Genomic DNA, 16,190 nt, shown 5'->3' with positions numbered 1-16,190 from the left:
GGCGCCGAACACGTCCGGCGCCGCGCGGCCCGCGGATCAGCCGGTGTTGCGCAGGCCGGCCGCGATCCCGTTGATCGTCAGGTGAATCCCGCGGCGCAGCCGCGCGTTCGTGTCGCCCGCGCGGTGACGCTTGATCAGCTCGACCTGCAGGTGGTTCAGCGGATCGAGATACGGGAAGCGGTTCTTGATCGAGCGCGCGAGCAGCGGGTTGGTCGCGAGGCGGCCTTCCTGCCCGGTGATTTCCGCGAGCGCCTGCGACGTGCGCTCCCATTCCGCGACGATCCGCCCGAACACGTGCTTGCGCAGCTTGCGGTCGGACACGAGCTGCGCATAGCGCGACGCGACCGCGAGATCGGTCTTCGCGAGCACCATGTCCATGTTCGACAGCAGGTTCGCGAAGAACGGCCAGGTCTTGTTCATCTTCTTCAGCAGCGTCACGCGTTTCGCACGTTCGGCGTCGTCCTGCGCGCCGTCGAGATACGCGCTCACCGCGCTGCCGAAGCCGTACCAGCCGGTCAGCAGCAGCCGGCACTGGCCCCACGAGAAGCCCCACGGAATCGCGCGCAGATCCTCGATCTTGCGCTGCTTCGGATCCTGCAGCTTGCGCGACGCCGGGCGGCTGCCGATGTTCAGCTCGGCGATCTCGGTGATCGGCGTCGACGAGAAGAAGTAGTCGGTGAAGCCCGGGGTTTCGTAGACGAGCGCGCGGTACGCGGCCATCGCCGAATCGGACAGCGTCTGCATCGCGGCCTCGAACGCGGGCAACTGTGCCGGCGCGTTCGACTGCGGCAGCAGCGACGCCTCGAGCGTCGCGGCGACGACCGTCTCGAGGTTGCGCCGGCCGATCGACGGGTTCGCGAACTTGCTCGCGATCACCTCGCCCTGTTCGGTCAGGCGGATCTGGCCGTTCACCGTGCCCGGCGGCTGCGACAGGATCGCCTGGTAGGTCGGGCCGCCTCCGCGGCCGACCGTGCCGCCTCGGCCATGGAACAGCCGCAGCGTGATCTTGCGTTCGCGGAACAGGTCGACGAGCGCGAGTTCCGCACGATACAGCTCCCAGTTCGACGTGAGGAAGCCGCCGTCCTTGTTGCTGTCCGAATAGCCGAGCATCACTTCCTGCTCGGCGCCCTGGTGCGCGATCAGCGCGTCGATGCCCGGCAGCGCGAAGTATTCGCGCATGATGCGCGACGCGTCGCGCAAGTCGGGAATCGTCTCGAACAGCGGAATCACCATCAGGCTGTTGCGCGCGTCGCTGCCCGGCACGCCGAGCGTGCCTTCGAGCAGGCCCGTCTCCTTCTGCAGCAGCAGTACCTCGACGAGGTCGCTGACGGTTTCCGTGTGCGAAATGATGTAGTTGCGCACCGCACGCGCACCGAATTGCGCGCGGACCTCGCGCGCCTTCTCGAACACGCCGAGCTCGCTCTGCGCGAGCGCCGAGTAGTCGAGGTACGGCGAGCGCAGCGGGCGCGGATCGGCGAGCGCGGCGAGCAGCACGCGCAGCTTGTCTTCCTCGGCGAGCGCCGCATAGTCGGCCTCGACGCCCGCGCGCGCGAACAGCTCGGCGACCACCGCCTCGTGGATGTCGGAACTCTGGCGCAGGTCGATGCTCGCCAGATGGAAGCCGAACACTTCGGCCGCGCGCACGAGCGGCGCGAGGCGCGGCGCGGCGAGCGACGCGCCGTGGTGCTCGTCGAGCGACGCGGTCAGCACCTTCAGATCGGCGACGAATGCTTCGGAATCCTCGTACGGAATCGCGCGCACCGGCGGCGCGCCGCGGCCCGCGCTGCGCACGGGCACCGTGCCTTCGCCGACACGCACGCGCGCGCTCGCGGCGAGCCGCGTGTAGATCCCGATCAGCGCGCGGCGATACGGTTCGTCGACGCGATGCGGCGACTGGTCGGGCGATGCTGCCGCGAGGGCCTTCACTGCGTCGTTCGCGCCGACCAGCAGGTTCGACACCGATAGCTCGGCGCCGAGCTTGTGCACCTGTTCCAGATAGTGCTCGAGGATCACCGCGGCCTGGCGGTTGATCGCCTCGTCGAGCGTCGCGGCCGTCACGTTCGGGTTGCCGTCGCGATCGCCGCCGATCCAGCTGCCCATCTGGAAGAACGCGGGCACGCGGGCCGACAGGCCGTGCTCCGCGAGCGCGGCCTCGATGTCGCCGTACAGCGCGGGCAGTTCGTCGAGGAACGTCGCGCGGTAGTACGACAGCGCGTTCTCGATCTCGTCGCCAACCGTCAGGCGCGAGTCGCGCAGCATGCGCGTCTGCCACAGCGCGGTCACGCGTGCGCGCAGCATCGCTTCGTTGTACTGGCGCTCGCGAGCGGTCAGCTCCTGGTCGCGCTCGGCGAGCAGGCGCGCGATGTCGTGCTGCGCATCGAGGATGCTCTTGCGCTGCACTTCGGTCGGGTGCGCGGTCAGCACCGGCACGATCAGCGCATCGTCGAAGAAGCGCTGCAGCAGGCGCTTCGACGCGTTGCCGGTGGTTTTCAGCTGGTCGAGCGCATACGCGACCGTGCCGGGCTGCGGCGCGGAGCCGGCCAGCGCGTGGATGCGGCGGCGGCGGTTGTGGTGACGGTCTTCCGCGATGTTCGCGAGGTGCGAGAAATAGCTGAACGCGCGCACGACGCTCACCGTCTGCTCGGGCGTCAGCTTGCGCAGCTTCTTCTCGAGGGTCTGCGCGGCTTCGCTGTCGTCCTCGCGGCGGAACTTGACCGCGGTCTGGCGGATCGTCTCGACGACGTCGAACACCGTATCGCCTTCCTGTTCGCGCACGACGTCGCCGAGCAGGCGGCCGAGGAAGCGGATGTCCTCGAACAGCGGGCGGTCCTTGTCGTCGCGCGTGCGGGTGCCGGCCTTCGGCGCGACCGCCTGGCGGGCGGCGGGGCTGGAGGCTTTCGTCGCGCGTTTTGTCTGACGTATCGGGTCTTTCGGTTTCGTTGCCGTGGGTTTCGTTGCCGTTTTCGCACGGCCGTTCGCGGCGGTCGCGAGCGTGGCCGTCGGGGCGTCGGGGGAGGGCAAGGCAGCATTGCGGCGCGCCGTACGCGCCGATCCGGAAGACTTCACGATGGGTTTCCTTGGGAAAGCTCGAGTCAAAAGGAACTGCGGAAACTGCGGGAACTGCGGTCAAGCAACCAGCTACGTGCGACACATCCGCACAACGGCGCCGCGACCCGCGCGGAAGCAGGCCGGGCGCAGGCTTCGGGCCCGGGCGGGCCGGGGCGTGCGTGCTACCATTGTTCGATCTTCAATCCCGTCCTTCGATGTTCCAGCAATGAATTCCGAGACCCCCGCGGCCGGGCCGCAGCAGGCACAGCCGCCCGCGACGTTGACGATTGCTTCGCGCGAGAGCCGCCTGGCGATGTGGCAAGCCGAACATGTGCGTGATGCGCTGCGCAAATTATATCCAGCTTGTGACGTGAAAATCCTCGGGATGACGACGCGCGGCGATCAGATTCTCGATCGCACGCTGTCGAAGGTCGGCGGCAAGGGCCTGTTCGTGAAGGAACTGGAGGCCGCGCTGGCCGACGGCCGCGCCGATCTCGCCGTGCATTCGCTGAAGGACGTGCCGATGGCGCTGCCCGACGGCTTCTCGCTCGCCGCGATCATGGAACGCGAAGACCCGCGCGATGCGTTCGTGTCGAACGACTACGCGTCGCTCGACGCGCTGCCGGCCGGCGCGGTCGTCGGCACGTCGAGCCTGCGCCGCGAGGCGATGCTGCGTTCGCGCTATCCGCATCTCGAGGTCCTGCCGCTGCGCGGCAACCTCGACACGCGCCTCGCGAAGCTCGACCGCGGAGACTACGCGGCGATCATCCTCGCGGCCGCCGGCCTGAAGCGCCTCGGCCTCGAAACGCGGATCCGCGCGCTGCTCGATGTCGAGGCCAGCCCGCCTGCGGCCGGCCAGGGCGCGCTCGGCATCGAGATCGCCGCGCACCGCGACGACGTCGCCGCGTGGCTCGCGCCGCTGCACGACCCGCGGACCGCGCTCGCGGTCGAGGCCGAGCGGATGGTGTCGCGCGCGCTCGGCGGCAGCTGCGAGGTGCCGCTCGCCGCGCACGCGGTGTGGCGCGCGGGCGAGCTGTACCTGACGGGCCGCGTGTCGACCACCGACGGCAAGCGCGTGCTGACGGCCGACGCGTGCGGCGCGGTCGTGACCGTCGCCGATGCGCTCGCACTCGGCCGCGCGGTGTCCGACGAACTCGAGGCGCAAGGCGCGCTCGACATCGTCCAGGCGCTGCTCGCGAGCTCGCAGGCCGCGGGCAAGGGCGACGCCTGATGGCGGGCGGCGCGCGCGCGTTCACCGCTGTCCTGACGCGTCCGGACGGCCAGTCCGACGCGCTTGCGTCGCAACTGGCCGACGCCGGCTGCGACGTGCTCGAATTCCCGCTGATCGATATCGCGCCGGTCGACGATCCGGCGCCGCTCGACGCCGCGTTCGCGGCGCTGGCCGACTACGCGCTGGTGATCTTCGTGTCGCCGAACGCGATCGACCGCGCGCTCGCGCGCTACGGCGCGATCTGGCCGAACGCGCTGCCGGTCGGCGTGGTCGGGCCCGGCAGCGTCGCGGCGCTCGAGCGCCACGGCATCGCGGCGCCCGCGCATCGCGTGATCGCGCCGCAGGCGCCGGCCGACGGCGGCGTGCCCCATTACGATTCGGAAAGCCTGTTCGCGAGCATCGACGCCGCGTTCGGCGGCGCGCAGGCGCTGGCGGGCGAGCGCGTGCTGATCGTGCGCGGCGACGGCGGGCGCGAATGGCTCGCCGAGCGCCTGCGCGAGGCCGGTGCGGACGTCACGCTCGTCGCCGCGTACCGGCGCGTCGTGCCCGAGCCGCGCGTCGGCGCGTGGGAGCGCGTGCACGCGCTGCTCGACGGCCAGCCGCACGCGTGGCTCGTCACGAGCTCGGAAGGCGTGCGCAACCTGCACGCGCTCGCGCGGGCCCACCTGAACGATGCCGAGATCGACGCGCTGAAGCATGCGCCGCTCGTCACGCCGCACCCGCGGATCGAGCAGACCGCGCGCGCATTGGGTTTTGATAGGATTACGCTGACTGGCGCGGGCGATGAGCGCATCGTCCGCGCGTTTCGAACGATGGCCGACGAGGCCGTCCAACCGGCGACAGCCGCACCGGTGACTAAACGCATGACAGATACCAACGATTCCAAAAGCGTCGCTTCCCAGCCGGCCGCTGCCTCCGCGCCGCCGTCCAGCCCTCCTTATCGCGCGCCCGAACCGCGTGCGCGCCGCGGCGGCAGCGCGGTGCTGTGGTTCGTCGTCGTCGTGCTCGGCTGCGCGGCGGGTGTCGGCGGCTACGCGCTGAACCGCAAGATCGACCGGCTCGACGGCACGTTCGTCGCGCGCCAGAAGGCGCTCGACGCGCAAGCGGCCGAAACGCGGACGAAGACCGAGCAGGCGCTCGCCGGCACGCACCAGGTCGACACGCAGCTCGCGCAGCTCGACGGCAAGCTCGCCGATGCGCAGAGCGCGCAGCAGGCGCTGCAGCAGCAATACCAGGACCTGTCGCGCAACCGCGATGCGTGGATGCTCGAGGAAGTCGACCAGATGCTGTCCAGCGCGAGCCAGCAGCTTCAACTGACCGGCAACACGCAGCTCGCGCTGATCGCGCTGCAGAACGCCGACGCGCGTCTCGCGACGTCGCAGAGCGCGCAGGCCGTCACGGTGCGCAAGGCGCTCGCGCAGGACATCGAGAAGCTGAAGGCCGCGCCGGCAGCCGATCTCACCGGCCTCGCGATCAAGCTCGACGACGCGATCGCCAAGATCGACGCGCTGCCGCTGTCCGGCGAGGCGATCGTGCCGCACGCGGCGCCGAAGGCCGCGCCGGCCGACGCCGCGTCGTCGGTCGCCGCCGGCGAGCCGCGCTGGAAGGTGTGGTGGCACGCGTTCTCGGCCGGCCTCGGCCAGCAATTGAAAGGCCTCGTGCAGGTGCGCCGGATCGACAACGCGGACGCGATGCTCGCGTCGCCCGACCAGGGCTACTTCGTGCGCGAGAACGTGAAGCTGCGCCTGCTCACCGCACGGCTGTCGCTGCTGGCGCGCAACGACAGCGCGATGAAGGCCGACCTGCACGCCGCGCAGGCGTCGCTCGGCAAGTATTTCGATCAGGCGTCGAAGGACACGCAGACCGTCGAGGATCTGCTCAGGCAGGTTGACGGCGCATCGCTGACGGTCGCGGTGCCGAACCTGAACACGAGCCTGAACGCCGTTCAGCAGTTCAAGAGCCGGGGGTAACGATGACGCTTCGAGGAATCGTCTGGCTCGCGGTCCTGTTCGCGATCGCTGCGGCGCTCGCCACCGTCGGCCGTTTCGACGCGGGGCAGGTGCTGCTCGTCTATCCGCCGTACCGGATCGACGTGTCGCTGAACCTGTTCGTGATCGCCATCGTCGTGCTGTTCATCGTCGTGTACGCGCTGCTGCGCATCGTGCGCAACATCTGGCGCATGCCGCAGCGGGTCGCCGCGTATCGCGCGCGTTCGCGCAACGAGAAGGCGCAGGCGTCGCTGCGCGATGCGATCGCGAACCTGTACGCGGGCCGCTTCTCGCGTGCGGAGAAGGCCGCGCGTGAAGCGTTGTCGGTCGATGCGAACCTGGGCGCCGCGAGTCTCGTCGGCGCCACGGCCGCGCACCGGATGCACGAGTACACGCGCCGCGACGACTGGCTGTCGAAGGTCGACGCGCCCGAATGGCAGGATGCACGGCTGCTCGCCGCGGCCGACATGCGCGCGGACGCCCGCGATGCGGACGGCGCGCTTGCCGCGCTGGCCGACATGCAGGCCGGCGGCAAGCGCATCCATGCGCAGCAGGTCGCGCTGCGTGCGCAGCAGCAACTGAAGAACTGGGCCGAGGTGCTGAAGCTCGCGAAGGCGCTCGAAAAGCGCGAGGCGCTGCATCCGGCCGCGGCCGTGCGGCTGCGCCAGCAGGCGGCGGAAAACCTGCTGCGCGAGCGCCGGCACGACCCGGATGCGCTGCTCGAGGTGTGGCAGTCGCTGTCGCCGGTCGAGCGCCAGTCGCCGCGCCTGGCCGATCTCGCGGCCGAGCTGCTCGTGCCGCTCGAGCGCCGCAACGAAGCGCGCCGTATCGTCGAGGACGCGCTCGCGCACAACTGGGATGCGCGCCTGCTGCGCCGTTACCCGGATACGGCCGGCGCCGATGCGCTGCCGTTGATCCAGAAGGCCGAAGGCTGGAAGAAGGATCATCCGGAAGATGCCGACCTGCTGTTCGCACTCGGCCGCCTCTGCCAGCAGCAGCAGCTGTGGGGCAAGGCGCAGTCGTTCCTCGAATCGGCGCTGAAGCTGGCCGACAACGAGGCGCTGAAGGTGCGCGCGCATCGCGCGCTCGCCCGCCTGTTCGAGCAGCTCGGCGAAACCGACAAGGCCGCGAAGCACTACCGCGAAAGCGCGCTCGCGATCACCGTCGTGTGACGCGGCGCTGCGCTGCGCCGCGTAAAAAGCCCCGAACGCCGATCGGCCTTCGGGGCTTTTTTTCGCCTGTGGCGAGGCAGGAGCGGCCTGCGGCGCGTTACGCGCCGAGCCTGCGCAGCAGGTCGTCCTCGCTCGCGACGAACCAGACCGATTTTCCGCGATTGCACTCGCGAACGAGCGCGCGCAGCGCTTCGCTGCGCGCGAGCCGGCGGTCGATGTCGCCGACCACGCCGAGCCGGACGCCGTAGTTGGCCAGCTTTTGCAGCACGACGCCGGCCAGCCTGCTGTCGAGCCGGTAGAAGTCGTCATGCAGCGTGTCCGCCGCGACCGCGATCCAGTCGGCTTCATGCTCGTGCGCGAGCGCGACGAGATCGAGCGCGTCGCTTTCCCGTTGCACGAGGCCGGCGGAAGGATCGCGGACCAGCACGCGGCTGCCGGCGGCCTGAACGATTCGATGGGGCATGTCGAGCGTGTCCGTCGATGAGAGAAAAGTGCGCACGGTGTCGCGCTGTCCGCGGATGAAGTGAGGCTGCTCGGGAAGAAACCGCACCTGCGCGTGCGGCACGAGGCGCGTCAGGCGATCCTGCGTGTCGCGGGAATCGAGCATCACGTCGCGGCCTCCGACGATCGCCAGCACGGGCATCGATAACGTGCGGAGCATGGTGTCGTCGAATACCGGAATCGGCTCGATGCGCGGCCGAACGCCGCGATCGACGGCGCGCATCAGTGCGAGCGCGTCCCGTTCGGCCGGCGTCGATGCGGGTGGCAGGCGACCCAGCACGCGCCGCCGCACGCATGCGCGCCCGGCATCGCCAAGCAGCAACAGCGGCAGCGCCCACCACAGAAACGGCTTCTGCCTGCCGATGCCGGACGGGCAGAGCAGCGCGAGCCGGGTGACGCGCGGCGGCCGCCGCAACGCGAAGTCGAGCGCCGTTCGCGCGCCGAGCGAGATGCCGACGAACGCGGCGCGCGACACCTGCAGGCCGTCGAGCACGTCGTCGAGCCACTGCGCATAGGCGTCGCCCGCGAGCGGCGGGCGCGACGGCGCGCTCGGTCCCGCTTCGCCGATCACGTCGATCGCGTAGAGCCGGAAGTGCGTCGCCCAGTCGGTCGCGTGATGCTGCCAGCTTGCCGCCGTCGTCTGGGCGCCGTGGATCAGTACGACCGGCGGCGCGTGTTCGGGGCCGCAGGCGATGACGTGCGTCGCGCCATGACGCGTTTGCACGGTGACGCGCCGATGCCCGGCCGGCCAGTGCGACAGCGCGGCCGCGTACGCGGCGCGAATCGCGCGGGCATGGCGGGGTGACTTGAAGATTGCGCTCATGTCCCGCTTTGCTGGAGCAGCATGTCGAGCGACGACATCAGCGCGGCCGTGTCGGCCGGTGTCGCGGTCACGATGATCTTGACCATGCTCGAGGCGGGATCGAACGTGACGTCGATTCGCACGGGGTCGACGTACGATGTGCGGCCGGACGCCATCGCGTGCAGCGACCGCGACAGGTACTGGTGCAGCGACTGCGACGCATCGGGAACGTCGACGATGCTGGTGACGCGCACCGCACGCGGCGCGGGCGAGGCCGGCTCCGTCCGGGCGAACGCGGCGAGGTCGGCGTCGAGGATGCGGTAGGCACGGCCGACCCGCGTCGCGCGCAGCTTGCCGTCGCGAATGAACCGCAGGACGGTCTTCGGATGGACGCGCAGGCGGGCGGCGGTGTCTTCGACGGTGTGGAACATGAGCTATCGATAATTCCTTAATTGTCTTTATTGTTCCATATATAAAGGAGCATAAGGGAATAATTTGAGTGATAAAGGGGCTGCCGTCGGATGGGCGAGACACTCGGCCGATCCGGGTTGTGCCCGTCCGGAATCGAAAACGCCCCGGCGGCCGGCCATGCCGGACGTCGGGGCGTATCGGGGAGAAACGGGCCGGCAATCGGCCGGCGTGTTCGATCGATCCGGCCGCGCCTTTACGCGCCGCGCATCACTTGTCGACGAGCCGCTTCGGCACCGACAGCGCCAGCAGCCCGCCGAGCACGAGGAACCCGGCCAGCATGTACATGCCCGCATCGTTGCTGCCCGTTATCTGCTTGAGCCAGCCCATCAGGTACGGGCTCAGGAAGCCCGCGAGGTTGCCGATCGAGTTGATCATCGCGATGCCGGCCGCGGCGGCCGTGCCGCCGAGGAAGGCGGTCGGTAGGCTCCAGAACAGCGGCAGCGTCGTCAGGATGCCGATCGTCGCGAGCGTGAGGCCGAGCATCGCGAGCGCGGTCTGGTGGGCCCAGATCACCGACAGCACGAGGCCGAGCGCGCCGATCGCGGCCGGAATCGCGAGGTGCCAGCGGCGTTCGCGGCGCTTGTCCGCGCTGCGCGCGATCAGGATCATCGCGACCACCGCGGCCGCATACGGAATCGCCGACAGCAGGCCGATCATGACCGTGTCGGTCACGCCCGTCGCCTTGATGATCGTCGGCAGCCAGAAGCCGACGCCGTAGAGCCCCATCACGAACGAGAAATAGATCAGCGCCATCAGCCAGACGCGCGGGCTCGACATCACGGCGCCGAGCGGCGGGTCTTCCTTGGTGGCTTCCTCGGCGTCGACGTTGCGGGCGAGCAGCGCCTTTTCTTCGTCGGTGAGCCACGTCGCCTTCGCGATCCGCTCGTCGAGCGCGAAGAACACGAGTACGCCGGCGAGCACCGACGGAATGCCTTCGAGCAGGAACAGCCATTGCCAGCCGTGCCAGCCGCTTACACCGTCGAACGCCTTCAGGATGAAGCCCGAGATCGGCCCGCCGATCACGCCGGACAGCGCGACGGCCGTCATGAAGAACGTCGTCATCCGGCCGCGCCGGTGCGCGGGATACCAGTAGGTGAGGTAGAGGATCACGCCGGGGAAGAAGCCTGCTTCCGCGACGCCGAGCAGGAAGCGCATCACGTAGAACATCGCGGGCGTCGTGACGAACATCGTCAGGATCGAGATCACGCCCCACGTCGCCATGATGCGGGCGATCCACACGCGGGCGCCCACCTTGTGCAGGATGATGTTGCTCGGCACCTCGAACAGGAAATAGCCGAAGAAGAAGATCCCCGCGCCGAGCCCGTACACGGTATCGCTCAGGTTCAGGTCGCTCGCCATCTGCAGCTTCGCGAACCCGACGTTCACGCGGTCCAGATACGCGACCACGTAGCACAGCAGCAGCAGCGGCAGGAGCCGCCACGACACCTTGCGATAGGTTGCTTCCTCGAATGCGCCGGACGAGCCCGGCAGCGATTGCGTCGATGTTGCCATGTTGTCTCCTGTCGATCCAAGTTGGCGCTTTAGCGCTTACTTGGATCCCATGCTTTGCGGTCGATCCAAGTTGGCGCTTTGGCGGTTACCTGGATCCCGTGTACCGCTGTCGTTGTAGTTGGCCGGCGCAGACGCCGCGGCGTCCAATCCGGTTTCGTGCGAAGCAAGACGGGGCGATCGAGCGTCCCGGTACGACTAGATGCAGCGTCCGCCGTCGACTTCGAGGCACACGCCGGTGATGAATTCGGCTTCGTCGGACGCAAGATACAGCGCGGCGTTCGCGATGTCCTGCGGCGTCGAGAAGCGGCCGAGCGGGATCGTCGCAAGGAAGCGGCGGCGATTGTCCGGTGTGTCCTCGCAGCCCATGAACTCGGTCATCAACGCGGTTTCGCCGAGCACCGGGTTGATGCAGTTCACGCGGATGCGATCGGCGCCGAGCTCGGCCGCGAGCGACTTGCTCGCGGTGATCATCGCGCCCTTCGTGCTGTTGTACCAGACGAGGCCCGGGCGCGGCCGCACGCCGGCCGTCGACGCGACGTTCACGAACACGCCGCCGCCCTGTGCGCGAAAGTACGGCACGAAGGTCTGCACGCACCAGAACAGGCTCTTCATGTTGACCGCGTACACGCGGTCGAACTCGGCCTCCGTCACGTCGAGCACGGGCTTGTTGCGGTGCGTGGTGCCCGCGTTGTTCACGACGATCTGCACCGCATGGAAATCGTCGAGCGCGGCCTGCAGCAGCGCGCGCCAGTCGTCCTCTTTCGACACGTCGCCGGCCACCGCGATCGCCTTGCCGCCCGCGAGCGCGATTTCGCTCGCGACGCGCTCGGCCGCCGCGCCGTTCAGGTCGTTGACGACGACGTTCGCGCCTTCGCGCGCATACGTCTTCGCGATGCCTTCGCCGAACCCCGAGCCGCCGCCCGTGACGATGGCCGTCTTGCCGCTCAACCGCATGGTGTGTCTCCTGTGCTGGTAATGAGAGTCGTCGTGTGCCGACGGGCTGCCGGCTGCTGCCGGCTGCCTGTGGCGTGCCGTGCACTCAGCCGTGCCGGATCGCGATCGTCTTCAGCGCGGTGAAACCGTACAGGGCCTCGAAGCCTTTCTCGCGGCCGTGGCCCGAATGGCCGACGCCGCCGAACGGCAGTTCGACGCCGCCGCCCGCGCCATAGTTGTTGATGAACACCTGGCCGGCGCGCAGGCGCCGCGCGAGCCGCATCTGGCGGGCGCCGTCGCGTGTCCAGATGCCCGCGACGAGGCCGTACGGCGTGCCGTTCGCGAGTGCGACGGCTTCGTCCTCGTCGACGAAACGCATCGCCGCGAGCACGGGGCCGAACACTTCCTCCTGCGCGAGCCGGTGCGACGGCGGCACGTCGCGCAACAGCGCGGGCGCCTGATAGAAGCCGCTTTCGGGCGCGTCGGCGACGACCTGCCCGTGTCCGGCCATCGGAATGCCGTCGTGCTGCGCGTCGGACAGGAAATCCCACACGCGCTGCTGCTGCTTCGCGTTGATCAGCGGGCCGCAGTCGAGATCGGCGCGGCTCGGGCCGACGCGCAGTCCGTTGAATGCGGTGGCGAGGCGCTCGACGAGCGGCTCGTACACCGCGCGCTCGATCAGCACGCGGCTGCCGGCCGAGCACGTCTGCCCGCCGTTCTGCACGATCGCGGACACGAGCACGGGCAGCGCCGCGTCGAGATCGGCATCGGCGAACACGATTTGCGGCGACTTGCCGCCGAGTTCGAGCGTGACCGGCACGTGGTTCTCGGCCGCCATCTGCGTGACCAGCTTGCCGGTGGCCGGCGAACCCGTAAACGAGATGTGATCGATGCCCGGATGGCGGGCGAGCGCGGCGCCCGCTTCATGGCCGTAGCCGGTGACGACGTTGAGCGCGCCGGCCGGCAGCCCGGCCTCGGCGGCCAGCTCGGCGACGCGCAGCACGGACAGGCACGCGTCCTCGGCCGGCTTGACCACGCATGCATTGCCGGCCGCGAGCGCCGCGCCGACGCTGCGCCCGAAGATCTGCATCGGGTAGTTCCACGGCACGATATGGCCCGTGACGCCGTGCGGCTCGCGCACCGTCAGCACCGTATAGCCGGCCTGGTAGGGGAGGGTTTCGCCGTGCAGCTTGTCGGCGGCGCCCGCGTAGAACTCGAAGTAGCGCACGAGCGCGGCGGCATCGGCGCGCGCCTGTTTCAGCGGCTTGCCGGTGTCGCGCGCCTCGATCGCGGCGAGTTCCTCGATCGAATCGGCCACGCGCGCCGACAGCCGCATCAGCGCGCGGCCGCGTTCGGCGGCGCTCGCGGCGCCCCACGGGCCCGCGAACGCGTCGCGGGCGGCAGCGACCGCGCGCTCGATGTCGGGCGCGGTGCCGCGTGCGATCGTCGCGAACGGCTGGCCGTCGGACGGATCGACCACCGCGATGGTTTCCAGTTGCGCGGGCAACGTCCATTCGCCCGCGATGAAGTGCTTCGCCTCTTCCATGCGTCCTCCTGTCGACCCAAGTTAGCGCTTTAGCGCTTACTTGGGTCCCATGCATAGCGGTCGATTCAAGTTAGCGCTTCAGCGCTTACCTGGGTCCCATGCATAGCGGTCGATTCAAGCAAGCGCTTCAGCGCTTGCCCGGCCCCCACGCACCGCGGTCGACCCGGGTCGGCGCCTTGGCACCGCCTCGGGCCCATGCATTGTGATCGACGTGCCACGCCGCCGCCGGTTCGGCGGTCGACATCCGGAACGATTATCGCGCCGATCGTCATCCGGACGCCACCGGTCGATTGGCTATAATGGCGCATTCCTTTTTGGGGGACGCCCGCGGCCGTGCATCGGCCGCGGCGCCCTGTCCCGAATTCCCATCGACCTACAGAGAGTGCTCATGAGCTTCAATCATGTTCCGGCCGGCAAGGACCTGCCGCAAGATTTCAACGTGATCATCGAGATTCCCGCGCAAAGCGATCCGGTGAAGTACGAGGCGGACAAGGAACTGGGCCTCCTCGTCGTCGACCGCTTCATCGGTACGGGCATGCGCTACCCGGTGAACTACGGCTACATCCCGCAGACGCTGTCGGGCGACGGCGATCCGGTCGACGTGCTGGTGATCACGCCGTTCCCGCTGCTGGCCGGCTCGATCGTGCGCTCGCGCGTGCTCGGCATGCTGCAGATGACCGACGAGTCGGGCGTTGACGCGAAGCTGGTCGCGGTGCCGCACGACAAGATCTGCCCGATGACGGCGAACCTGAAGACGATCGACGACGTGCCCGAGTACCTGAAGGACCAGATCAAGCACTTCTTCGAGCAATACAAGGCCCTCGAGAAGGGCAAGTGGGTGAAGGTCGAAGGCTGGGCCGGCATCGAAGCCGCGCACAAGGAAATCACCGACGGCGCCGCGAACTACAAGAAGTAAGCGGCGTGCCGGCCGACGGCCGGCTCGTACGGAACGCGAACCGCGCGTGTCTCGTCAGGAGGCCGCGCGGTTTTGTTTTGCGCGCGCGGTTTTCCGGCGGGCGGACGCGGAGACGGGCGGCAGCGAGGTAGCCGGTGCGTTCTTCGCGCGTTTCGCGCGGGGCGCGGCAACGGACGGCGCGGTCGCTTCGGCGGCTTTCGTGGCCGAACGACGGCGGGCCGGTGCGGAAGCGGCGTCTTCGCGTGCGTTCGCGGCGGGTTTGCCGGCGGCGGCCGGTGCCTTCCTCTTTGACGACGCGGATGCGGGCAGGTCGGTTTTCTTTACCGGTGTGCGACGCGACGAGGTCTTTTTTGCGGCTGCATCGCCGACGGGTTTTGCACGTTTCGCGTCCGGTGCGGCTTGACTCGCCTTCGTCGACTTCGATGCTTGTTTGCCCTTCGCAGGCTTCGCCGTCTTCGCGGCCGTTACTGCCCCGACCACTTTCCCGGCCTTCACCTTTTTCCCGGCAACCTGTTCCGTTGCAGCCGTCTCCGCCGCAGCGTCGACATTTTCCGCCTTCACCTTCTTCCGCCCGCGCGCCGTCGCCTTCGTCCCGGCCGTGTCGCCGCTCTCGTCGAGCGTGACCACCGCCGGCAGCACCGATTCAAGCGTCCGCAACCCGGCCGCGAGCTCGCGTTTTTTCGCGGGCGCGAGCCGCTTCACCCAGTATTCGGCGCGCGACGCGCTCGACCGGTCGGGCAGCGCAAACGCCGCGAGCACCGCGCGCGGCTTGCGCGAGCGCGTGTAGCGCGCGCCCTTGCCGGACGCGTGTTCGTCGAAGCGCGCGGCGACATCGGTCGTGATGCCCGTGTAGACGCTGTCGTCGGCGCATTCGATCAGATACAGAAACCAGGACATGGCAGGGCGGCGGGATGCGAAGCCGCCAGTGTCTCAGAAAAACCGTGCATCAACGCCGTCGGTCGCCGTGCCCGTCGCGAAAGCGGCTGGGCGCCGCGCCGAGTTCGCGCGTGAAGAAGCGCGTGAACGCGCTCGTCGAACGGAAGCCGACGCGCACGCCGATCTCGCCGATCGGCAACTGCGTGTTGAGCAGCAGGTCGCGCGCCTCGCCGAGCCGCGCCTGCGCGACGAGCGCATGGAAACCGACCGCTTCGCGATGCAGGCGCCGGCGCAACGTCCAGCGCGACATCGCGAAGCGCGTGCAGACGTGCTGCATCAGCGTATCGGTCGGCACGTCGGCGTCGTCGGACGTGCGCAGCCAGTCGCGCACGCATTGCTCGACCGACGAGCCGAACGTCGAGCGAGCGCGCACGCGTTCGCGTGCGGCGTCGGCCGCATGCCGCTGGATGCCGGCGAGCGGCGCGTTGTAGCGCTCGAACGGCGTGTCGAAGTGTGCGGAGCGCAGCACGATGCGATTGTGTGAGGCATCGAACGACACCGGCGCGCCGAGCATGTCGCGCAGCGCGGCAACGGGCGCGAACGCGCGGCCGGCGAATGCGGCGTCGTCGACGCGCACGTGCGGGTCGTACAGGCGCGCGAGCGCCGCGAGGATCGCGAGGTTCGCGAACGCGCTGCCCCCGTGCCGGCCGTCGCCTTCGTTCACGTACTCGAGCGCGATCGCGTCGCCGTTCTCGTGCGCGAACACCCAGTCGACGTTGCCGATCAGCTCGCGATAGTGCAGGTAGCCGTGCAGCGCGTCGCGCAGCGTCGCCGCGTTGCACGTGATGCCCGCGAGTTCGGGAAACGGCACGAGCCACGGCACGACCTGCGGCGGCGGGCGGTGCCACGACAGCGGCCAGTCGTCCATCAATTGCAGCGCGGCCACGTGCCGATCGCCCGCGATGCGGCGCGTGTCGTCGGCGAGCTCGGCCGGCCCGATGCCGAGTGTTTCGTAAAGCGGTGCGGGATCGATGCCGTTCGCACGCGCGTCTTCGCACAGCCAGCGGTAGATCCGGACGGATACCGATTTCTGCTGCAACTCCATGTCTGTCTCCCTGTCGTCATGCCGTTCGGGTTTGTCCCCGCTGCGAGAGGTCAACGCATGCTCCTGCCGGTCAAGCGTGGTGACCGGTC

The 16,190-nt window shown here is 69.1% G+C and carries 12 protein-coding genes; 4 read left to right on the top strand and 8 right to left on the bottom strand.

Going from position 1 to position 16,190, the window contains the following annotated elements; all coding sequences use genetic code 11:
* Nucleotides 1-36: 36 nt before the first annotated feature.
* Nucleotides 37-3,066 carry a phosphoenolpyruvate carboxylase gene (gene ppc / locus JYG37_RS14530; protein WP_050012034.1) on the bottom strand — a complete coding sequence of 1,010 codons (3,030 nt, stop codon included), beginning with the start codon at nucleotides 3,064-3,066 and terminating at the stop codon, nucleotides 37-39.
* A gap of 208 nt (nucleotides 3,067-3,274) precedes the next feature.
* Between ppc and hemC the strand changes: the two genes are divergently transcribed.
* Genes hemC through JYG37_RS14515 form a run of 3 tightly spaced genes read left to right on the top strand, consistent with a single transcriptional unit; the run spans nucleotide 3,275 to nucleotide 7,439 of the window.
* Nucleotides 3,275-4,279, top strand: coding sequence for a hydroxymethylbilane synthase (gene hemC / locus JYG37_RS14525; protein WP_050012033.1), 1,005 nt, complete (start codon nucleotides 3,275-3,277; stop codon nucleotides 4,277-4,279).
* Nucleotides 4,279-6,249 (top strand): fused uroporphyrinogen-III synthase HemD/membrane protein HemX, encoded by a 1,971-nt coding sequence (hemDX, locus tag JYG37_RS14520; protein ID WP_050012032.1) that lies wholly within the window; start codon nucleotides 4,279-4,281, stop codon nucleotides 6,247-6,249. The genes hemC and hemDX overlap by 1 nt, the downstream gene beginning before the upstream one ends.
* A gap of 2 nt (nucleotides 6,250-6,251) precedes the next feature.
* Entirely contained in the window at nucleotides 6,252-7,439 is a 1,188-nt protein-coding gene (locus tag JYG37_RS14515) for a heme biosynthesis protein HemY (protein WP_050012031.1), read from the top strand.
* A gap of 97 nt (nucleotides 7,440-7,536) precedes the next feature.
* Here JYG37_RS14515 and JYG37_RS14510 read toward each other — a convergent pair whose 3' ends face one another.
* The 5 genes from JYG37_RS14510 to JYG37_RS14490 all read right to left on the bottom strand — a co-directional run bounded on the left by JYG37_RS14510 (nucleotide 7,537) and on the right by JYG37_RS14490 (nucleotide 13,204).
* Nucleotides 7,537-8,763: an alpha/beta fold hydrolase gene (locus tag JYG37_RS14510; RefSeq protein ID WP_050012030.1), complete on the bottom strand. Its 1,227-nt coding sequence runs from the start codon at nucleotides 8,761-8,763 to the stop codon at nucleotides 7,537-7,539.
* On the bottom strand, nucleotides 8,760-9,173 hold the full coding sequence (locus JYG37_RS14505) for a helix-turn-helix domain-containing protein (RefSeq protein ID WP_050012029.1): 414 nt from the start codon (nucleotides 9,171-9,173) through the stop codon (nucleotides 8,760-8,762). Before JYG37_RS14505 ends, JYG37_RS14510 begins: the two co-directional genes overlap by 4 nt.
* Before the next feature lie 247 nt (nucleotides 9,174-9,420).
* The gene (locus JYG37_RS14500) at nucleotides 9,421-10,725 is read right to left on the bottom strand and encodes an MFS transporter (RefSeq protein ID WP_050012028.1); all 1,305 of its coding nucleotides are present in this window, start codon (nucleotides 10,723-10,725) and stop codon (nucleotides 9,421-9,423) included.
* 195 nt (nucleotides 10,726-10,920) lie between these two features.
* On the bottom strand, nucleotides 10,921-11,679 hold the full coding sequence (locus JYG37_RS14495; RefSeq protein ID WP_006478125.1) for an SDR family oxidoreductase: 759 nt from the start codon (nucleotides 11,677-11,679) through the stop codon (nucleotides 10,921-10,923).
* A gap of 85 nt (nucleotides 11,680-11,764) precedes the next feature.
* Nucleotides 11,765-13,204: an aldehyde dehydrogenase family protein gene (locus JYG37_RS14490; RefSeq protein WP_050012027.1), complete on the bottom strand. Its 1,440-nt coding sequence runs from the start codon at nucleotides 13,202-13,204 to the stop codon at nucleotides 11,765-11,767.
* 388 nt (nucleotides 13,205-13,592) lie between these two features.
* Here JYG37_RS14490 and ppa point away from each other — a divergent pair, with 388 nt between their 5' ends.
* Nucleotides 13,593-14,120, top strand: coding sequence for an inorganic diphosphatase (ppa, locus tag JYG37_RS14485; protein ID WP_006489643.1), 528 nt, complete (start codon nucleotides 13,593-13,595; stop codon nucleotides 14,118-14,120).
* A gap of 54 nt (nucleotides 14,121-14,174) precedes the next feature.
* Here ppa and JYG37_RS14480 read toward each other — a convergent pair whose 3' ends face one another.
* The gene (locus tag JYG37_RS14480; RefSeq protein WP_050012026.1) at nucleotides 14,175-15,017 is read right to left on the bottom strand and encodes a GIY-YIG nuclease family protein; all 843 of its coding nucleotides are present in this window, start codon (nucleotides 15,015-15,017) and stop codon (nucleotides 14,175-14,177) included.
* Between the two features lie 49 nt (nucleotides 15,018-15,066).
* Nucleotides 15,067-16,101 carry a helix-turn-helix transcriptional regulator gene (locus JYG37_RS14475; RefSeq protein WP_213345527.1) on the bottom strand — a complete coding sequence of 345 codons (1,035 nt, stop codon included), beginning with the start codon at nucleotides 16,099-16,101 and terminating at the stop codon, nucleotides 15,067-15,069.
* Nucleotides 16,102-16,190 lie beyond the last annotated feature (89 nt).

The sequence above is a fragment of the Burkholderia sp. LAS2 genome (assembly GCF_018417615.1).
GTDB classification, from domain to species: Bacteria; Pseudomonadota; Gammaproteobacteria; order Burkholderiales; family Burkholderiaceae; genus Burkholderia; species Burkholderia sola.
This window is presented reverse-complemented; position numbering and strand designations above follow the sequence as displayed.